Origin of the sequence: Microbacterium abyssi (assembly GCF_015277895.1) — a bacterium.
Taxonomy (GTDB): domain Bacteria; phylum Actinomycetota; class Actinomycetes; order Actinomycetales; family Microbacteriaceae; genus Microbacterium; species Microbacterium abyssi.
Genome location: NZ_CP063815.1, coordinates 2,162,510 through 2,180,072 on the forward strand (window position 1 = coordinate 2,162,510; position 17,563 = coordinate 2,180,072).

16 protein-coding genes and 1 riboswitch are annotated in these 17,563 nt (G+C 69.3%); of the genes, 2 read left to right on the plus strand and 14 right to left on the minus strand.

Features of this window, described 5'->3' with window-relative positions; translation table 11 throughout:
• Window positions 1-23: 23 nt before the first annotated feature.
• The 12 genes from argH to IM776_RS10590 all read right to left on the minus strand — a co-directional run bounded on the left by argH (window position 24) and on the right by IM776_RS10590 (window position 13,961).
• On the minus strand, window positions 24-1,454 hold the full coding sequence (gene argH, locus IM776_RS10535) for an argininosuccinate lyase (RefSeq protein WP_194420003.1): 1,431 nt from the start codon (window positions 1,452-1,454) through the stop codon (window positions 24-26).
• A 9-nt stretch (window positions 1,455-1,463) separates the two neighbouring features.
• On the minus strand, window positions 1,464-2,555 hold the full coding sequence (locus tag IM776_RS10540) for a heparan-alpha-glucosaminide N-acetyltransferase domain-containing protein (protein WP_194420004.1): 1,092 nt from the start codon (window positions 2,553-2,555) through the stop codon (window positions 1,464-1,466).
• Window positions 2,556-2,561: 6 nt separating this feature from the next.
• Entirely contained in the window at window positions 2,562-3,500 is a 939-nt protein-coding gene (gene argF / locus IM776_RS10545; RefSeq protein WP_194420005.1) for an ornithine carbamoyltransferase, read from the minus strand.
• Window positions 3,497-4,729, minus strand: coding sequence for an acetylornithine transaminase (locus tag IM776_RS10550; RefSeq protein ID WP_194420006.1), 1,233 nt, complete (start codon window positions 4,727-4,729; stop codon window positions 3,497-3,499). Before IM776_RS10550 ends, argF begins: the two co-directional genes overlap by 4 nt.
• On the minus strand, window positions 4,726-5,643 hold the full coding sequence (gene argB / locus IM776_RS10555) for an acetylglutamate kinase (RefSeq protein WP_194420007.1): 918 nt from the start codon (window positions 5,641-5,643) through the stop codon (window positions 4,726-4,728). Before argB ends, IM776_RS10550 begins: the two co-directional genes overlap by 4 nt.
• On the minus strand, window positions 5,640-6,797 hold the full coding sequence (argJ, locus tag IM776_RS10560; RefSeq protein ID WP_194420008.1) for a bifunctional glutamate N-acetyltransferase/amino-acid acetyltransferase ArgJ: 1,158 nt from the start codon (window positions 6,795-6,797) through the stop codon (window positions 5,640-5,642). Before argJ ends, argB begins: the two co-directional genes overlap by 4 nt.
• Window positions 6,794-7,837 (minus strand): N-acetyl-gamma-glutamyl-phosphate reductase, encoded by a 1,044-nt coding sequence (gene argC, locus IM776_RS10565; protein ID WP_194420009.1) that lies wholly within the window; start codon window positions 7,835-7,837, stop codon window positions 6,794-6,796. Before argC ends, argJ begins: the two co-directional genes overlap by 4 nt.
• A 264-nt stretch (window positions 7,838-8,101) precedes the next feature.
• Window positions 8,102-9,067: a Rossmann-fold NAD(P)-binding domain-containing protein gene (locus IM776_RS10570; protein ID WP_194420010.1), complete on the minus strand. Its 966-nt coding sequence runs from the start codon at window positions 9,065-9,067 to the stop codon at window positions 8,102-8,104.
• Between the two features lie 45 nt (window positions 9,068-9,112).
• Complete coding sequence (locus IM776_RS10575) at window positions 9,113-11,233, minus strand: bifunctional hydroxymethylpyrimidine kinase/phosphomethylpyrimidine kinase (RefSeq protein ID WP_194420011.1); 2,121 nt, start codon at window positions 11,231-11,233, stop codon at window positions 9,113-9,115.
• The gene (gene thiM, locus IM776_RS10580; protein WP_422730913.1) at window positions 11,230-12,078 is read right to left on the minus strand and encodes a hydroxyethylthiazole kinase; all 849 of its coding nucleotides are present in this window, start codon (window positions 12,076-12,078) and stop codon (window positions 11,230-11,232) included. The genes IM776_RS10575 and thiM overlap by 4 nt, the downstream gene beginning before the upstream one ends.
• A riboswitch (TPP riboswitch) is annotated at window positions 12,070-12,164 on the minus strand. Its footprint overlaps the gene before it by 9 nt.
• Before the next feature lie 2 nt (window positions 12,165-12,166).
• Window positions 12,167-13,534 (minus strand): HNH endonuclease signature motif containing protein, encoded by a 1,368-nt coding sequence (locus tag IM776_RS10585; RefSeq protein ID WP_194420013.1) that lies wholly within the window; start codon window positions 13,532-13,534, stop codon window positions 12,167-12,169.
• A 61-nt stretch (window positions 13,535-13,595) separates the two neighbouring features.
• Window positions 13,596-13,961: a DUF3054 domain-containing protein gene (locus IM776_RS10590; protein WP_228479718.1), complete on the minus strand. Its 366-nt coding sequence runs from the start codon at window positions 13,959-13,961 to the stop codon at window positions 13,596-13,598.
• Window positions 13,962-13,997: 36 nt separating this feature from the next.
• On the opposite strand from IM776_RS10590, the gene IM776_RS10595 reads away from it, so the two are divergent.
• Both IM776_RS10595 and IM776_RS10600 read left to right on the plus strand, forming a co-directional pair.
• Window positions 13,998-15,395 (plus strand): aminopeptidase P family protein, encoded by a 1,398-nt coding sequence (locus IM776_RS10595; protein ID WP_194420014.1) that lies wholly within the window; start codon window positions 13,998-14,000, stop codon window positions 15,393-15,395.
• The gene (locus IM776_RS10600) at window positions 15,392-16,009 is read left to right on the plus strand and encodes a YdcF family protein (protein WP_228479719.1); all 618 of its coding nucleotides are present in this window, start codon (window positions 15,392-15,394) and stop codon (window positions 16,007-16,009) included. The genes IM776_RS10595 and IM776_RS10600 overlap by 4 nt, the downstream gene beginning before the upstream one ends.
• Window positions 16,010-16,116: 107 nt before the next feature.
• Here the strand turns inward: IM776_RS10600 and IM776_RS10605 are convergent, their stop codons facing one another.
• Together IM776_RS10605 and IM776_RS10610 are read right to left on the minus strand one after the other, a co-directional pair.
• A complete protein-coding gene (locus IM776_RS10605; protein WP_194420016.1) occupies window positions 16,117-16,764 on the minus strand; it encodes an alpha/beta hydrolase family protein in 648 nt (215 codons plus the stop codon).
• Between the two features lies 1 nt (window position 16,765).
• A complete protein-coding gene (locus tag IM776_RS10610) occupies window positions 16,766-17,527 on the minus strand; it encodes a YflT domain-containing protein (protein WP_228479720.1) in 762 nt (253 codons plus the stop codon).
• Window positions 17,528-17,563 lie beyond the last annotated feature (36 nt).

Below are 17,563 nucleotides of genomic sequence, written 5' to 3' on the forward strand. Positions count from 1 at the left end.
TCGCGGAATATCAGTCCGGACGTCTACAGGCCGAGAGTGTGAGCGGCCTTCTGCGAACGTGCGATGAGTTCGACGCGCTGCTCCTCGACGCGCACCGGTGCGGTGCCGCCGGCGCCGGTGCGCGAGGCGACCGAGCCCTCGATGCTGAGCACGTCGCGGACCTCGGGCGTCAGGTGCTCCGAGACGTGTGCGAGCAGTGCGTCATCGGCATCCTCGAGTCCGATGTCCCGCTCCTCGCACGCGCGCACCAGCGCACCCGAGATCTCGTGCGCATCGCGGAACGGCACTCGGCGCTTGACGAGCCACTCGGCGACGTCGGTCGCCAGCGAGAAGCCCTGCGGTGCGAGCTCCGCCATGCGGGCGGTGTCGAAGCGCAGCGTCGCGATCATGCCGGCGAAGGCGGGCAGCACGACCTCGAGGGTGTTCACCGAGTCGAAGACCGGCTCCTTGTCCTCCTGCAGGTCACGGTTGTAGGCGAGCGGCAGGCCCTTCAGCGTCGCCATGAGCCCGGTGAGGTTGCCGATCAGGCGACCGGACTTGCCGCGAGCGAGCTCCGCGATGTCGGGGTTCTTCTTCTGCGGCATGATGCTCGACCCCGTCGAGTAGCTGTCATGCAGTGTGACGAAGCCGAACTCGCGGGTGTTCCAGAGGATGATCTCCTCGGAGATGCGGGAGAGGTCGACGCCGATCATCGCGGTGATGAACGCGAACTCCGCGACGACGTCGCGGGCAGCGGTGCCGTCTAGCGAGTTCTCGGCGGGACGATCGAGGCCCAGCTCGCGTGCGACGAGCTCGGGATCGAGTCCGAGGGTGGAACCGGCGAGCGCACCCCCGCCGTACGGCGAGACGCCCGCGCGCATCCGCCAGTCGACCAGGCGCTCGAGCTCACGCACCAGCGGCCAGGCGTGCGCCTGCAGGTGATGGGCCAGCAGCACCGGCTGCGCGTGCTGAAGGTGGGTGCGGCCGGGCAGGATGGCGCCAGGGTGCGCCTCGGCCTGGGCGACGAGCGCGTCGATGACGCGCAGGATGTCGCGTGCGATGACCTTTGCGTGATCGATGAGGTACATGCGCACCAGGGTCGCTATCTGGTCGTTGCGCGACCGGCCGGCGCGCAGGCGTCCGCCCAGCTCGGGGCCGACTTCGGCGATCAGCGCCTGCTCGAGTGCACCGTGCACGTCTTCGTCGCTCTCAGCAGGCAGGATCGTGCCGTCGGCGACCTTGCGGGCGACGGCATCCAGTCCTTCGTGCATCCGCTGCTCTTCGTCGGCCTCGAGGTAGCCGGCCGCAGCGAGCGCCTTGGCGTGCGCATGGGAACCGGCGATGTCGTAGGGTGCGAGGATCCAGTCGAAGTGGGTCGAGCGGCTGAGCTCGGCGAGCTCGGGGGACGGCCCCGATGCGAATCGTGCGCCCCAGAGCGCGCCCTCGTTCGTGCCGTCGTGCTTCGCCTCGCTCATCACTCCAGACTAGCGGCGCGGCTCCGAGCTCACGACGCGCTTGGCCGTGCGGTCCATGACCCATTCGAGCGGTCCGCGGCCGATCAGCAGGGCCCACGCGGTGCAGCCGACGAGCACGCCGATCGTGAGCGGCCAGAACGGGTCGAGGGCGCGGAAGCCGCTGAGGTCCGTCGTGTCGCCCAGCGTGACACCGGCGACGATCGCCCAGATCACGAGTTGCGCGGTGTACGCCGTGAGCGGCATCGCGCCGGTCGCCCGCAGCGGCAGCACGATCGCCTTCAGCACTCCCAGACGGCACAACAGCAGGCACGCGGCGAGCACCGCGATGACGAAACCGCCCGAGCCGATGACCTCCAGCAGTCCTGACGAGTGCGGTTCGGCCGACCAGACCGACCGCCAGTAGCCGTCGGCGGGCGCCGCGGGAAGCTCGGCGAGCCCGTATCCGATCACCGCGAGGGCGCTACCGGCTACCAGCATCCGCACCTGGACCGTCTCACGCGTGATACCCGCCCTGGCTATGCCCAGCCCGGCGAGCACGAAGGCGATCCACACGGTGAAGGGGTAGTGCCAGCCGATGAACGCGTCGATCTCGCCGCTGTACGGCGACTGCCAGACGGGCAGTGCGTTCAACAGCGGCTGCAGGAGCGGCATGATCAGTGCGAGCGCGGCCGCGGCCCACAGCACCGTACGGGCGGGCATCCCCGTGAACGGCAGCGCGAGGAGGAACAGGATCGCGTAGGCGGGCAGGATCACGTACACCGGGACGCCGGTGATGATGAGCAGGATGCCGAGCACCAGGAGCATCGCTGCGCGCAGCGCCAGCCGCCACCGCACGATCGCCATGCGCTCCCCCTGCAGCGGAGAGCGCGCGCCCGTGACGAGGCCGATCGACACACCCGCCAGCGTCGCGAACAGGATCGAAGAGCGTCCGTCCACGAGCGCGGTCCACGTCGTGGGATCATCCCAGGCGAACCGGTCCGCCGTGACCAGCAGGTGCGCCGCGAACATCCCGATGATCGCGAGGCCGCGCGCGAGGTCGACGCCTGCGATCCGGTCAGGACCGTTGAGCCGATCCCAGTTGGATCGCAGGCGCGCACGCATCGGCAGTCAGTTCTGACGCAGCAGCCAGACCAGAAGCGCCTTCTGGGCGTGGAGGCGGTTCTCCGCCTCGTCCCAGACGACGCTCTGAGGACCGTCGATCACCTCGGGGTCGACCTCGTAGCCGCGATCGGCGGGGAGGCAGTGGATGAAGATCGCGTCCGGGTCGGCGAGGCTCATGGTCTCGGTGGTGACCTTGTACCCGCCGAGGTCGCGGATGCGCGCGATCTTCTCCTCCTCCTTGCCCATCGACACCCAGGTGTCGGTCACGATGACGTCGGCGCCCGCGGCCGCCTCGACGGGGTCGGTGTAGAGGGTGATCGATCCACCGGTCTCGCCGGCGCGGCGATCGGCGGCCTCGATGACGTCGGCGCGCGGCGCGTACGACTCGGGCGATGCCATGCGCACGTGCATGCCTGCGGTGACGCCTGCGAGCGCATAGGAGTGCGCCATGTTGCTCTGCGCATCGCCGAAGAAGGCGAGGGTGAGACCCTTGAGGTCGCCCCCGTTCTTGGCGGCTTTGTGCTCGCGGATGGTGAGCAGGTCGGCGAGCAGCTGGCACGGGTGGAAATCATCGGACAGGGCGTTGACGACCGGCACCCGCGTGCCCTTGGCCATCTCCTCCAACCCGGACTGCGCGTAGGTGCGCCACACGATCGCGGCCACCTGCCGCTCGAGCACGCGCGCCGTGTCGGACGGCGTCTCCTTGCCGCCGAGCTGGCTGTTCGCGGTCGAGATGATCAGCGGCGTGCCGCCGAGGTCGGCGATGCCCACCGCGAAGGAGACCCGGGTGCGGGTCGACGACTTGTCGAAGATGACGGCGACGGTCTGCGGGCCGGCGAGCGACTTGTCGGCCCAGCGGTCCTTCTTCAGCTCGACGGCGAGATCGAGGATCTCAGCCTGCTCGGCAGGAGTGAGGTCGTCGTCGCGCAGCAGGTGGCGGGTCACAGGGATACCTTTCCGGTTTCGGATGCCGCGAGGCTCGCCTGCACGTCGGCGAGGGCTGCGGTGAACAGTGTCTGGAATTCTTCGATCTCGGCTTCGCCGATGGTCAGTGCTGGTGCGATGCGCACCGTGAACGGGTTGGCGGCGTTGACGATGAGGCCGCGCTCCTGGGCAGCTGCCACCACGTCGCCCGCCACCGGGGCGGTGAGCCCGACTCCGATGAGCAGGCCGCGCCCGCGCACCTCGTCGATCAGCGGGGAATCCATGCTCGCGATCATCTGCCGCAGCTGGGCGCCACGGGTCGCGGCGTTCTCGACGAGACCCGCATTCTCAATCTCGGTGAGCACGGCGTTCGCGACCGCCGTCGCCAGGGGGTTACCGCCGAACGTCGACCCGTGCGAGCCGGGGGTGAACAGAGAGCTCGCACCGCTGAAGGTCACGAGCGCTCCGATCGGGAAGCCGCCGCCGATGCCCTTGGCCAGGGTGATGGCATCCGGGGTGATGCCCTCGTGGTTGAAGCCGAACCACTGACCTGTGCGTCCGGCTCCGGTCTGGATCTCGTCGACGATGAGCAGCGCACCGTGCTTCAGCGTGAGCGAGCGCGCAACGGCGAGGTAGCCTTCGGGCAGTTCGACTACGCCGGCCTCGCCCTGGATGGGCTCGATGATGAGGGCGGCGACGCGGCCGTCGATCGCCGCCTCCAGTGCCTCGATCGTCGCAGGAATGTGCTCGACGCCGCCCGGCATCGGCTCGAACGGCGCACGCATCGCCTTCTTCGCGGTGAGAGCGAGCGAGCCCATGGTGCGCCCGTGGAAGCCGTTCTCGAGCGCGAGGATGCGCGGACGCTCGATGCCACCGCTCAGGCCGGCGCCGTGCAGGCGGGCGAGCTTGAACGCAGCTTCGTTCGCCTCGGCGCCGGAGTTCGAGAAGTACACCCGGCCGTCGATCCCCGCTCCGGCGAGGCGCTTCAGACGTGCGGCGAGTTCGAGCTGCGGCGGGGTGGCGAAGTAGTTCGAGACGTGCACGAGCGTCGCCGCCTGCTTCGAGACGGCGTCGATGAACGTGGGATGCGCATGCCCCAGCGAGTTCACGGCGATGCCGGCGAGGAAGTCGAGGTAGCGCTTCTCGTCGCCGTCCCACACGTGCGAGCCCTCGCCTCGGGTGAGCAGCGCGAGCCGCTCCCCCACGTTGAGCACGAGATCCCGTGCCGCGTCTTCCTTCCAGACGGTCACGCCGTCACCTCCGGCTTTCCGAGTACCACTTGGGTTCCGATTCCCTTGCTCGTGAAGAGCTCGACGAGCACTGAGTGCGGAACCCGTCCGTCGATGATTGCTGCGGCATCCACTCCGGCCTCGACGGCGTCCAGGCAGGCGCGCATCTTCGGGATCATGCCCGACTCGAGCGTCGGCAGCATGCCTGTCAGCTGCTGTGAGGTGAGATGCGAGACGAGCGAGTCGCGGTCGGGCCAGTCGGCGTAGAGGCCGGGCACGTCGGTGAGGATCACGAGCTTGCGCGCGTTCAGCGCCACGGCGAGGGCGGATGCCGCGGCATCCGCGTTCACGTTCAGCGACTGCCCCGGGTTGTCGAGGTCGGGCGCGATGCTGGAGATCACCGGGATGCGTCCTGCGGCGAGGTGGTCGAGAACGGCGGTCGGGTCGACCTGCACGACATCTCCCACGCGGCCGAGGTCGACGTGCTCTCCGTCGATGACGACGCCGCGGCGGCGGCCGCCGAACAGGCCGGCATCCTCGCCGCTCAGGCCGGTGGCGATGGGGCCGTGCGAATTGATCTTCGCGACCAGTTGCGGGTTCACCTGCCCGGTGAGCACCATGCGCACGACGCTGATCGCCTCGGTGTTGGTGACCCGGTAGCCGCCCTTGAACTCGCTGGGGATCGCGAGGCGGTCGAGCATGTTCGAGATCTGCGGACCGCCGCCGTGCACGACGACCGGCTGCACGCCGACGTAGCGGAGGTAGGCGATGTCCTGCGCGAACGCCTCCTGCAGCTCGTCGGAGACCATGGCGTTGCCGCCGTACTTGACGACGACGATCTGGTCGCGGAACTTCTTCAGCCACGGCAGCGACTCGATGAGGGTCGTGGCCTTCTCGGCTGCGACGTCAGGCGGTGTGTCCTGGATGTCTGTCATGAGGAGTACGCGCTGTTCTCGTGGACGTAGTCGTGCGTCAGGTCGTTGGTGCGGATCGTCGCCTCGGAGTCGCCCATCTGCAGGTCGATCTGCAGGTCGGTGGCTCGCGGGGTGAGATCGACGTCCTCGCGGGGGCGGTCGGGGCCGCCCTTGCTGCAGACGCGCACGCCGTTCATCCAGACGTCGACGTCGTAGGGGTCGAACTGTGCGCTGGTGGTGCCGATCGCGGCGAGCACCCGGCCCCAGTTGGGGTCGTTGCCGAAGATCGCGGCCTTGAAGAGGTTGTTGCGCGCGACCGAGCGGCCGACCTCGACCGCCTCCTGCTCTGTCACGGCGCCGGTGACACGGATCGTGATGTCGTGGCTCGCGCCCTCGGCATCGCCCTGCAGCTTCGCCGCGAGCTGATCGCTGAGCTCGGTGAGCGCGGCGGTGAAGTCGTCGAGTTCGGGGCGGATGCCGCTCGCCCCGTTGGCGAGCAGCGTCACCTGGTCGTTGGTCGACATGCAGCCGTCCGAGTCGAGGCGGTCGAAGGTCTTCGCCGTCGCGGCGCGCAGGGCCGTGTCGGCCTCGATCGCCTCGAGGTCGGCGTCGGTGGTGATGACGACGAGCATCGTAGCCAGGCCCGGTGCGAGCATCCCGGCACCCTTGGCCATGCCGCCGATCGTCCAGCCGTCGCGCGACACGACGGCGGTCTTGGCGACCGAGTCGGTGGTCATGATCGCATGCGAGGCGTCGTCTCCGCCGTCCGCGGAGAGCGCGCCGATCGCCCGCTCGGTGCCGGTGAGGACCTTGTTGCGGAACTCCTCGTCGCCGGTGCCGATGAGGCCGGTGGAGCAGACCAGGATGTCGCCGGCGCTGACGTCGAGCAGTTCGGCCGCCTTCTCGGCGGTCTGGTGCGTGGTCTGGAAGCCGAAGCTGCCGGTGAAGCAGTTGGCTCCGCCGGAGTTCAGGACGATCGCCTCGACCGTGCGGTCCGCGATCACCTGCTGCGACCAGATGATCGGGTTGGCCTTGGCGCGGTTGCTCGTGAACACCGCGGCGCCGATCTTGCGCGGTCCGCGGTTGACGACGACGGCGACATCGGGCTTGCCGGTGGACTTCAGGCCTGCGGCGACGCCGGCCGCCTCGAAGCCCTGGGGAGCTGTGACGCTCATGGTGCCACTCCGTTCACGGTGAGGGCGCGGTCCTCCGGGAGGCCCAGCGCGAGGTTCATGGATTGGATGGCAGCGCCGGCGGTGCCCTTGACGAGGTTGTCGACGGCGGTGACGACGGTTACGCGGTTCGCAGCGCGGTCGACGGCCAATCCGATCAGCGCGGTGTTGGCGCCGAGCACGTCGGCCGTGCGGGGGAAGTGCCCCTCGGGCAGCAGCTGGACGAAGGTCTCGTCGCCGTACGCGCTCTCCCACGCCTCGCGGATCTGCGCGTCGGTCGTGCCGGGCGTGATCGGCGCCGTCGAGGTGGCGAGGATGCCGCGTGCCATCGGCACGAGCACCGGGGTGAAGGAGATGCGGGGATCCGTGGCCCCGGCGCCGAGCAGCGCCTGCTGGATCTCGGGGATGTGGCGGTGGGTGCCGCCGACCGCGTAGGGGCTGGCCGTGCCGAGCAGCTCACTGCCGAGCAGGTGGGGCTTGAGGCTCTTGCCGGCGCCGGACGGGCCGACGGCGAGCACGCTCACGATGTCGGAGGGGTCGATGACGCCAGCGGCCACACCGGGAACGAGGCTGAGGCTGACGGTGGATGCGTTGCAGCCGGGGGCGGCGATGCGCTTCGCGCCTCGCAGATTCTCGCGCTGCTTGATGCCCTTCGTGATCAGCTCCGGCACGCCGTACGCCCACGGCTCGTGGAAGTGTCCGCCGTAGAAGGCGTCCCACGAGTCCTGGGAGGTGAGGCGGTGATCGGCACCGGCATCGATGACGAGCGGGACGTCGCCGAGCGCATCCGTGTACTGGCCGGACTGGCCGTGCGGGAGGGCGAGGAAGACGATGTCGTGCCCCGCGAGGATCTCGGGGGTGGTGTCCTGCAGCGTGAGATGCGCGAGTGAGCGCAGGTGCGGCTGATGCTGGATCAGCGGCTGCCCGGCGTTCGAATGCGCAGTGACGGTGCGGATCTCGATGTCAGGATGACTGGCGAGCAGGCGCAGGATCTCGCCGCCCGCATAGCCGGATGCGCCGGAGACGGCGACGGTATACGTCATGCTTCTACCTTAACGGTGTGGGACTCGCGTCCCTGAGGTGAATGGGGGGCGGGGGCGGCGACACCGACGCTCGACTGCCCGATCGGACAGGAGCGCAGAGGTCGCCTAGAGTCGGCGGCCGCCCAGACGGCTGCGGCGTCGGCGCACCACGGTGACGCTCGGACCGAGCGTCGAAGAGGCGGGTGCAGCCGAAGGCATGTCGCGACGATAGCGCTCCGGTCGCGGCATCCGCAAATCGTCGCCGGATGCCGTCACATGCCGTCGTCAGGATGCGAGCTCGGCGAGGAGTTCGCGCTCGTCGCTCCTCGTGAGGCCTGCGCGGCGCGGGCGATCGACGCCACGCGCGCGCTCATCGGCGAGCACGCGATCGATGAGGGTCTCGATGGGCGTCCGGGTGCCGCCGGCCTCACGATAGGCGGCGTTGGAGCGCGTCATGAAGCCGGACCACTCCAAGGGCAGCCAGAGCGGCAGCGAACGCTCTCCCATCCACGGCTGGACGTCATGTGCTTGGAGCCACTCGTCACCCGCGACGACGGTCTCGCCGGTGTGCGCGGCGGCTGTGCGGAACGAGGCGAGTACGTCGTCGAGCGGATACGGGTCGCCGATCGCATTGCGGATGCCCGTGAGCGCCGTGTTCGCGGCGAACGCGGCGAGATCGTCCACGTCGATGACCTGCGCGAATCGGCCCTCCCCGCTGGGCACGAGGACGGGTTCGAAGCCCGCCCGGTCGAACGCCGCGGCCCAGTAGCCGAAGCGGTCGCTCGGGTCGCCGGGGCCGACGATGAGGCCGGGCCGGACGATGTGCGCGAGATCGCCGAGTGCGTGAACGAACCCTTCGGCCGCGACTTTCTGCGCGGCGTACTCGTAGTCGTCGCCGTCCTGAGCCGGTTCTTCCAGGCGGGCGCTCTCGTCGGCGCCGTGGACATCTGCGTCGGCATAGACGGACATCGACGAGATGTACGTCCAGTGCGCGGAGCGGTCTCCGAGGGCGTCGACGGCGTCGCGCACGTGCGATGCACGGGATGAGACGTCGACCACCTCGTCCCAGTCACGGTCGAGCAGCTCGTATGCGCCCGTGTCGTCGCGGTCGCCGCGGACGAGCACTGCTCCATCGGGCGCGGGGCGCTCGCCCCTCGCGAGGCACGTCACTCGCGCGCCCTCATCCAGCCAGCGCCGTGCGATGCGGCCGGACAGCCAGCCGGTTCCTCCGAGGATCAGTACGTCGGTCATGCCTCCATGCCAGCACCTGCGTCCGGTCTGCGAAAGCGGTTCTGCTCAGAGCGGAGCGGCGAAGAAGGCCCGTTCATGACCGGCCGCGACCTCGAAAGCATGGAACATCCGCGCACGTGTCTGTTCCGTGACCGCGCACGCCCGGGCGATGACGTGACCGATCGCCTCCTCAGCGGTCTGCGCGAAGACGTCGTCGCCGTACGTCCGCAGCCAGGAGGCGTAAGGATGCTCCGGATCACGCGCATACGCGCCGAGATCGCCCCGACGCAGACGAGCACCGAGGTCGGCGTACAGCCAGTAGCAGGGCAGCACGGCGGCGATCAGCTCGTCGTAGTCGCCGCGGTACCCGGCAGCGCGCAGGTGATCGAGGTAGGCAGTCGTGACCGCGTTCGGTTCGACGTACCCGGCACCTGACCGGGTGACCAACCACGACGAGTGCAGCTCCATCTCACCGGCGATGGCGCCGTTGGCACCTCTGGCCCAGAACACCTGCTCCTCTCGCGTGGGCGCCAGCCTCGCGGCCTCCGCGAGAACTCGGGCGTACTCGCCCAGGTAAAGGGCGTCCTGCGCGAGATAGTCGAGGAACACGGTGCGTTCGAGAGTGCCGTCGGAGAGCGCTCGGATGAACGGCAGCGCGTCGATGTCCGAACGCACCTCGCCGATGCGCGTCCACCACTGGGCTCTCAGCTCCTCCGGCGTCGGGTGAGTCGTGAGGCCCCCGCGGCTCCAGAGACCCGCGAAGTGGTGCACCGGCCCGTTTCCGTGCCCGACGCCGAGGTCGTCGGCCGCGCGCAGCGATTCCCGCAGCCACGCGCGAGCGGCGCGCAGTGCGTCACGCCAGTCTTCGCCTGTCGCGCGGCGTGTCGTCAGCGCCGAGGAGAGCGAGCAGCCGGTGCCGTGCGTGGCGTCCGTGGCGATGCGCCCGCCCGTGAACTCCTCGGTGCTGTGTGCGGTGACCAGGGCGTCAGGCGATTCGGCACCACCGAGATGCCCGCCCTTGACGAGGACAGTTGCGTCGAGGCGAGTCGCGAGAGCAGCCGCGACCTCCTTCGCGTGTTCCCACTCGGTGATGGGATCTGTCCCGCCGAGCACAGCGAGCTCGGCGAGGTTGGGGGTGACGATGTCGGCGCTGTGCAGCAGCTCGAACAGCGCGCTCTCCGCCGCGGAATCAAGCAGTCGATCACCGCTCGTTGAGATCATGACCGGGTCGATCACGACGGTCTCGGGCCGCTCCCGCTCGAGCCAGTCCTTCACGGTCCTGATGACATCGGCGTTCGCGAGCATGCCGATCTTCACGGCGTCAACGGCGATGTCGTCGGAGATCGCGTCCAGCTGCTCGGCGAGGAACTGCACCGGCGGCACGTGCACGGCGCGGACGCCCCGCGTGTTCTGCGCAGTGAGGGCGGTCACGACCGCCATCCCGTAACCGCCGTTCGCAGCGATCGCCTTGAGGTCGGCCTGAATCCCGGCACCTCCGGACGGATCGCTGCCGGCGATGCTGAGCACCCGCGGCACCCCCCGGGTGCCGAACCACCGACGGCGGAGAGCACGAGCCGCCTCACGCGGGTCCTCGGCTGCGCACAGTGCGGAGACGACGGCCACGCCCGCCGCCCCGGCGTCCCGCAACGGGGCGGCATCGTCGATGCCGACCCCGCCGATGGCGACGCACGGCACGGGACTCGCTGCGGCGATGGCTCGGAACCCCTCGATGCCCAGCGCCGGCGGATGATCCGACTTTGTACTCGTCGGCCGGATGACGCCGACGCCGAGGTGATCGACCGTTCCCGGCGGCAGCGCACGCACAGCCTCGAGGTGTGCGTGCGTGTTGGCCGTGAGCCCGATCAGCGCGTCCGGTCCCAGCAGTTCTCTGGCACGAAGTACCGAAGCGTCGCCCTGTCCGAGGTGGACGCCGTCGACTCGAGCGCCGCGGCGGCGTGCCTCGATGGCGGCATCCAGACGGTCGTTGACGACCAGGGCAGCGCGACCGGCCGTGATCTCGGAGAGTTCGATGAGCTGTTCGACGATCTCGGCATCCGAGGCCGTCTTGTCTCGCAACTGGACGAAGCTCACCCCGCCGGCGACCGCTTCACGGACCACCGCGGCGACTCCGCGGTCACCGCACAGTGCGGCATCGGTGACGAGGTAGACGGACAGATCCGCGGTCATGCGAGGAGGGACTCGACGCGCGCCGATTCGGCGACGTGGTCCGCGGTCGTGCTCGAGAGCGCGTCGAGCAGCGCGACCGCGAACGATCCCGGGCCCGCGGCCTGCTGCGCCGCACGCTCGGCCGCGACAGCATAGAACAGCGACGCCGAGGCCACGGCGGTCAGAGCGGAGACGCCGGTGCCGCGCGCCGCTCCGAGGAAGGCCGCCATCACCGCGCCGAGGGCGCAGCCGCCGCCGGTGACGCGGGTGAGGAGGACGTCGCCGTTCGCGATTCGGATGACACGCTCGCCGTCGGTGAGCAGATCGACCTCACCGGAGACGGCGACGACACTGCCGAATCGGACCGCGAGGGATGCCGCCGCTTCCGCTGCGGCATCCGGGCTGTCGGTGGCATCCACTCCCCTGCCTCCGGCGCTCATCCGAGCGAGAGCGAGAATCTCCGACGCGTTGCCCCGGATAGCCGACGGCCGTTGCGCGACGAGCTCGTGGGCCAGAGCGGTCCGCACCGGGAGCGCTCCGATGGCGACCGGGTCGAGCACCCACGGTGTATCGGCGGCCACGGCGCCTGCCACCGCCTCGTGAGTTGCGGCCCGCTGCTCAGGGGCGGGCGTGCCGAGGTTCACGAGCAGACCGGAGGCCACGCGGGCGAACATGCCCGATTCATCGACGATGTCGACCATCGCGGGCGCGGCGCCGATCGCAAGCAGAACGTTCGCGGTGAAGCCGGTGACCACCGAGTTGGTGATGCAGTGGGTCAGGGGTGAGGTGGTGCGCACCCGTTCGAGGAGTGGTGCGGCCTCCTCTGCGACTGAGCAGATGGACGATGGACGCAGACGGTCGCTCAAGGCGGACATCCCTTCGCTAGTACGAGCTAGATCAGGTTCGACGGGTGTGATCTCAGCCGCGCATTGCGGCACCCCGTGTCACTGCGCATCAGTCTAGGCCCGCTCGGAAGGTGAGCTGCTCAGAACGGTGGTGCGACGAGATCGCGGACGGGCTGTGCGGGGGCGGCACGCTCGGTGGCGCGAGTCTCGGGTGGCGGGCTGCGCTGCGGTATCCGGTGGGGGTGGTGACTTCGACGGTCCCGTCGGGGCGGGATCGGTAGATGGCGCGGGTTCGATGCCTGTCGACGTGGTGTCTGGGGCAGAGGGGCCGGAGGTCTTCGAGGTTGGTTGTGCCGCCTTGTGCCCAGGGGGTGTTGTGGTCGATGTCGGCGTCGAGGGCGAGTCGGGTGCAGCCGTCTCTCGCGCAGGTGCCGTGCTGCAGGATGAGCCAGTCGCGCTGGGCTTGTGTGGCGTGGCGGCTGCGGCGGTCCATGTCGACGATCACGCTGCGGATCGGGTCGACGATCACCCGGCGGAAGACGCCGGTGTCGAGGAGCAGCTGCTTCGCGGTGAGCGGGTCGATCGGGCCGTGGCCGACGATCTCGGCGGTCTCTTCGGGCAGGTCGACAGCGTCGGCGTCGGCGTCGTCGAGGAGTTGGACGGGGATGGTGACGAAGATCTTGGTCTGCGCGGCCCGGTCGGTGCCGACCCCGCGCAGCCACTCGGAGTACAGGTCGGCGCGGATCTGCGCGATCGTGCGCGTCTCGGACGGGTCGCTCTTCTTCACCTGCTTCGCCGTCGCGGTGAGCCGCCGGTCGGCGGCGAGCGCCTCCGTGGTGGGGATGTAGGCGTTGCACCAGCTCATCCCGTCGTCCACATGCTCGACGCACACCCGCCGGTCGGCCACCGCACGGGTATGACGCACCTCCGCGGGTTCGGGGTCGAGTCGGTCGGTCAGGCGCTTGAGGCGGCGCAGGAAGTTGACCGGGGAACAGGTGAACGCCCACTCCGAGGTCGCCTCATCGATCCGTCGCGCCGCCTCGCGCTCGGCCTCCTGCTGCTCCGCCGTGGCATTCGCGGGAGCCCGCACCCTGCCCAGCGCCCCCACCGTCCGCGTCACGAGATACATCGACACGAACCCGTCCCGCGCATGCCCCCACAAGGTGGGCAGGCACCGTATCGCGGCCTGCACGACAGCGAGCTCAGCCTGCACGTCCTCCTCGGACCGCTTCAGCCGCAGGGCGATATCGGAGACCGCCGCACGCTCAGCCTGATCAGCCGCATCCTGTGCGTCCTCCAGCACGAACACCTCGGGGTTCCGGCGCGCCAGAGCGACAGCATCCGCGATCTGCGCCCCACGCCGCGCCGCATACCGATTCAGATCGATATCCGCGCACTGCAGATCATCCAGAGCAGACCCGATGACGAACGCGGCATCACGAGGCCGATCACCCACATCATCGAAGAACTGCTCCATGAAGCCATGTTAGCAGATTTGATCTATTCGCAACGAGAACCTATGGAGGTTTATCGTAGTTTTATTCGAGTCGCGCTGACGCTCGCATTCGTCGCGCGAACGCCAGCGCTGCGCGCCAGCCGAGCAGGAACAGTGCCAGCGTCAGAGTGGCCACGATGATGAACGGCAGCGCCGTCCCCTGACCGCTGACCGCGCGCAGCAGCAGGCCGAACACGACCGTGATCGCCCAGACCACCAGGCCCGGCAGCATCCGTTCGATACGCACCCGGCGAACGAGCAGCACGAGGTGAGCGATCAACAGCGCGACGACGAACGGCCAGATCGTGTTCAGCAGACCGGGCAGGTCGCCGAAGATCCCCTCGGCGTGCGAGAGCCGCCCGATCACGCAGAACACGACGACCAGCACCAGATCCAGGAGGAGCACCACATTCCCCACCCTACGCAGGAGTGAGACACTGGATGGATGAGCACCGCAGAGAACGAGACGATCGAAGAGGCCCCCGTCACGAACCGCAAGCAGCCGTTCCCCCGCGGCTTCCTCGAGACGATCTCGACCGGATGGGCCGATCGCCCGGAATCGCTGCCCGCCGCCCGCCCGCAGGCCGCGTTCGCAGCCGCCCGTCGCGCCAAGGTGTCTGCGGCGTTCCCCGGCAAGCGGCTCGTCATCGAGGCCGGGTCGCTCAAGCAGCGCAGCAACGACACCGACTATCCGTTCCGTACTCACTCCGCATTCGCTCATCTCACCGGCTGGGCGACAGACACCGAGCCGGATTCGGTGCTCGTCTTCGAGCCGACGGATGCCGGCCACGACATCACCCTGTACTTCCGCGAGCGCGCGGACCGCACCACGACCGAGTTCTACGCAGACGCCACGGTCGGCGAGTTCTGGATCGGCCCTCGCCCCTCGCTCGCGGGTGTCTCGGCCGACCTCGCGGTCGCCACTGATCACCTGGCCGCCTTCGCTGCGTCCGATGAAGACGTGACGCTGGCGGATGCCGAGCTCGAGCGGTTCGTCTCGGAGCTGCGCCTGGTGAAGGACGAGTACGAGATCGCCGAGATTCGCCGCGCCGTCGAGATCACCGCACGCGGGTTCGACGACATCATCCGCGCCCTGCCCGATGCGGCCACGCACGCCCGCGGCGAGCGCGTCGTCGAGGGCGTGTTCCACCGCCGGGCACGCGAGGACGGCAATGGCGAGGGCTACGACACGATCTCGGCATCCGGTCCGCACGCCTGCTACCTGCACTGGACGCGCAACGACGGGGCCGTGATCCCCGGAGACCTCATCCTCGTGGATGCCGGAGTCGAGGCCGACAGTCTCTACACCGCCGACATCACCCGCACGCTCCCGGTGAGCGGCACGTTCTCGGACGTGCAGCGCCGGGTGTACGAGACTGTGCTCGAGGCGGCGGATGCCGCGTTCGCGGCTGCTCGTCCCGGCGTGAAGTTCCGTGAGGTGCACGAGGCGGCCATGACCGTGATCGCGAAGCGGACGGCCGAGTGGGGCCTGCTCCCGGTGACCGCCGAAGAGGCACTCGACGCGGATGCCGGTGGCCAGCACCGTCGCTACATGGTGCACGGCACCTCGCACCACCTCGGGATCGATGTGCACGACTGCGCGCAGGCGCGACGCGAGATGTACTACGACGGCGTGCTCGAACCCGGGATGGTCTTCACGATCGAGCCGGGGCTGTACTTCCAGATCGACGACCTCACGGTGCCCGAGGAGCTGCGCGGCATCGGCGTGCGCATCGAGGACGACATCGTCATGACCGCGGACGGTCCGGTGAACCTGTCGGCCGACATCCCGCGCACGGTCTCGGACATCGAGGCATGGATCGCGAGGGGTCTGAGGGTTTGAGCCGTTCCCGCTGGAGCCTGCGCCGACTGTTCTGGGCGGGCTTCACAACCTACGCATCAGCCGCAGCGTGGGCCGAGTACGTGCACTGGCGTTCCAGCTGGCGAACGCTGGGCACGGCTGCGGGGACCGACGACGATGCGAGTGCGGAGCGCACTGAGGCCGTGGTCGTCCTGGGCTACGGCAATCACGGCGACCGTGCGAACTTCGTGAACCGCTACCGGGTGCGTGCCGGCATCCGATCGCGGGATCGCACGGCAGACAGCGCCGTCGTGATGTGCGGCGGAACTGTCGAGGGCGATACCCCTGAAGCCGTGCTCATGGAGCAGTATGCGCGCGAGGAGCTCGGCTACACCGGGCGCATCGTGCTCGAGCCGGACAGCCGCTCGACGTGGGAGAACATCGAGAACGCGATCCCCCTGATCGAACACGCCGATGTCATCAAGATCGTGTCGAACTCACCGCACGCCGAGGTCGCGCGGGAGTATCTGTGGCAGCAGCGCCCTGATCTTGCCGAGCGGCTCGTCCGCGCCGACGAGCACCGCTTCGGCGAGATCGTGCCGATGAAGATCGGCGCGGCCCTGCGGCTCGTGCTGTTCCGCTGGCAGCACCGCTGAGCGGGTCCGCGGTCCCCCGCTGAGGGCCGCACATGGCTGCCATGCATGCCAGATGACAGCCATCCGTTCCCCGTCACGAGAGTGTCGTCCGCTGCCGGACGGCGAGCTCAGCGATCGGCGAAGTCCCCGATGAGCGGCGCGAGGGATGCGCCGATCTCATCGGCAGGACGCTTGTGCCCCTTCACCTCGAAGGAGTGGCCGCCGCCCTCGATCCAGACGATGCGGGCGTCCTGGCAGGCCCCGACGACGTCCTCGAGCTGGGAGGTCGGCTGGATGAAGGGGTCGTTCGTGCCCTCGACGAACAGTTGCGGCACAGCGATCGACGGCAGATGCTCGGCGCGCAGCTTCTCGGACTCCCCCGGAGGATGCAGCGGATAGCCGAGGTAGACGAGACCGTCGACCTCGAGACCGTCGGCCACGGCCATCGACGCCATCCGCCCGCCGTACGACTTGCCGGCCGCCCACAGCGGACCATCCGGCATCCGCACGCGGGCGTGTGCGACCGCGGCGCGCCAGGTCGCGATCGCGTGGGCCGCCGGCCCCGGCATCCGCCTGCCCTGTTCGCGGTACGGGAAGTTGAATCGCAGCGTCGAGAAACCGATTGCGTTCAGGGCGTCGGTGAGTCCGACGAGGAAAGGATGCTCCATGCCCGCGCCCGCACCGTGCGCGACGAGCACGATGCCGCGGCCGGAGCCTTCGCCCCACGCCGTCGAGACCGAGACAGATCCCTTCGGGAGCTCGACGTCGAACGGCACGTCAGCTCTCGCCGTCGTCGCGTTTCTTCGGTGCTTCGTCCTCGGCCGGGATTCCGGCGTCAGCAGCAGGCGTTGCGTCGGCCGCAGGTGCTGCGGCCTCTGCGGGTGCCGAGGACTCTGTCGTGGGCTCTTCCGGCGTCACCCGCTCACCGTACTGCGGAGCGGGGTCAGCGGGACGTGGAGGGATGACGTGCCCGGCCGGCGCCTGTGCCGCGGCGGCATCCGCCCCGGGGGCGACGCGCTCGCCATAGCGCGGCGGCTCGTCGAGGTCGGCCGGCGGCCGCACCACCTGAGTGCGCGGTGACGTTCCGAGCGCCTCGCGCGCCTTCGCGAGCGACGCGGGCAGCACGGTGACCTCGTAGTGGTCGGCGGCGAGCTGCGTGACGCTGGCGAAGTCCCGGCGGCGACGGACGATCGCGTAGGTCACCAGGCTGAGGATCATGCCGAGAGCGACGCCGATGAACACGAATCCCACGAACAGTTGAATCGGGGCATCCGGGTTGCCGATCACGAGGATCGCCGAGAGCAGCAATCCGATGAGCACGCCGTTGACCGCACCGGAACGGGCGGCGGCCGCATAGCCGAGACGTCCGGTGATGCGCTCGATCGTTCGCACCCCCTGCCCCACGATCGCGATGTCGCGGGCGGGCACCTCGGCGGCGATCAGCTTCGACACCGTCTTCTGGGCGGCCTCGTATTCGCGGACCGATGCGACGGCCTCGCCGACGGCCGTGCCGTTCGCAGGACGGTTCAACATGCTCATTCCCCCATTGTTCCACGCGCACCCCCGGGCAGCCCG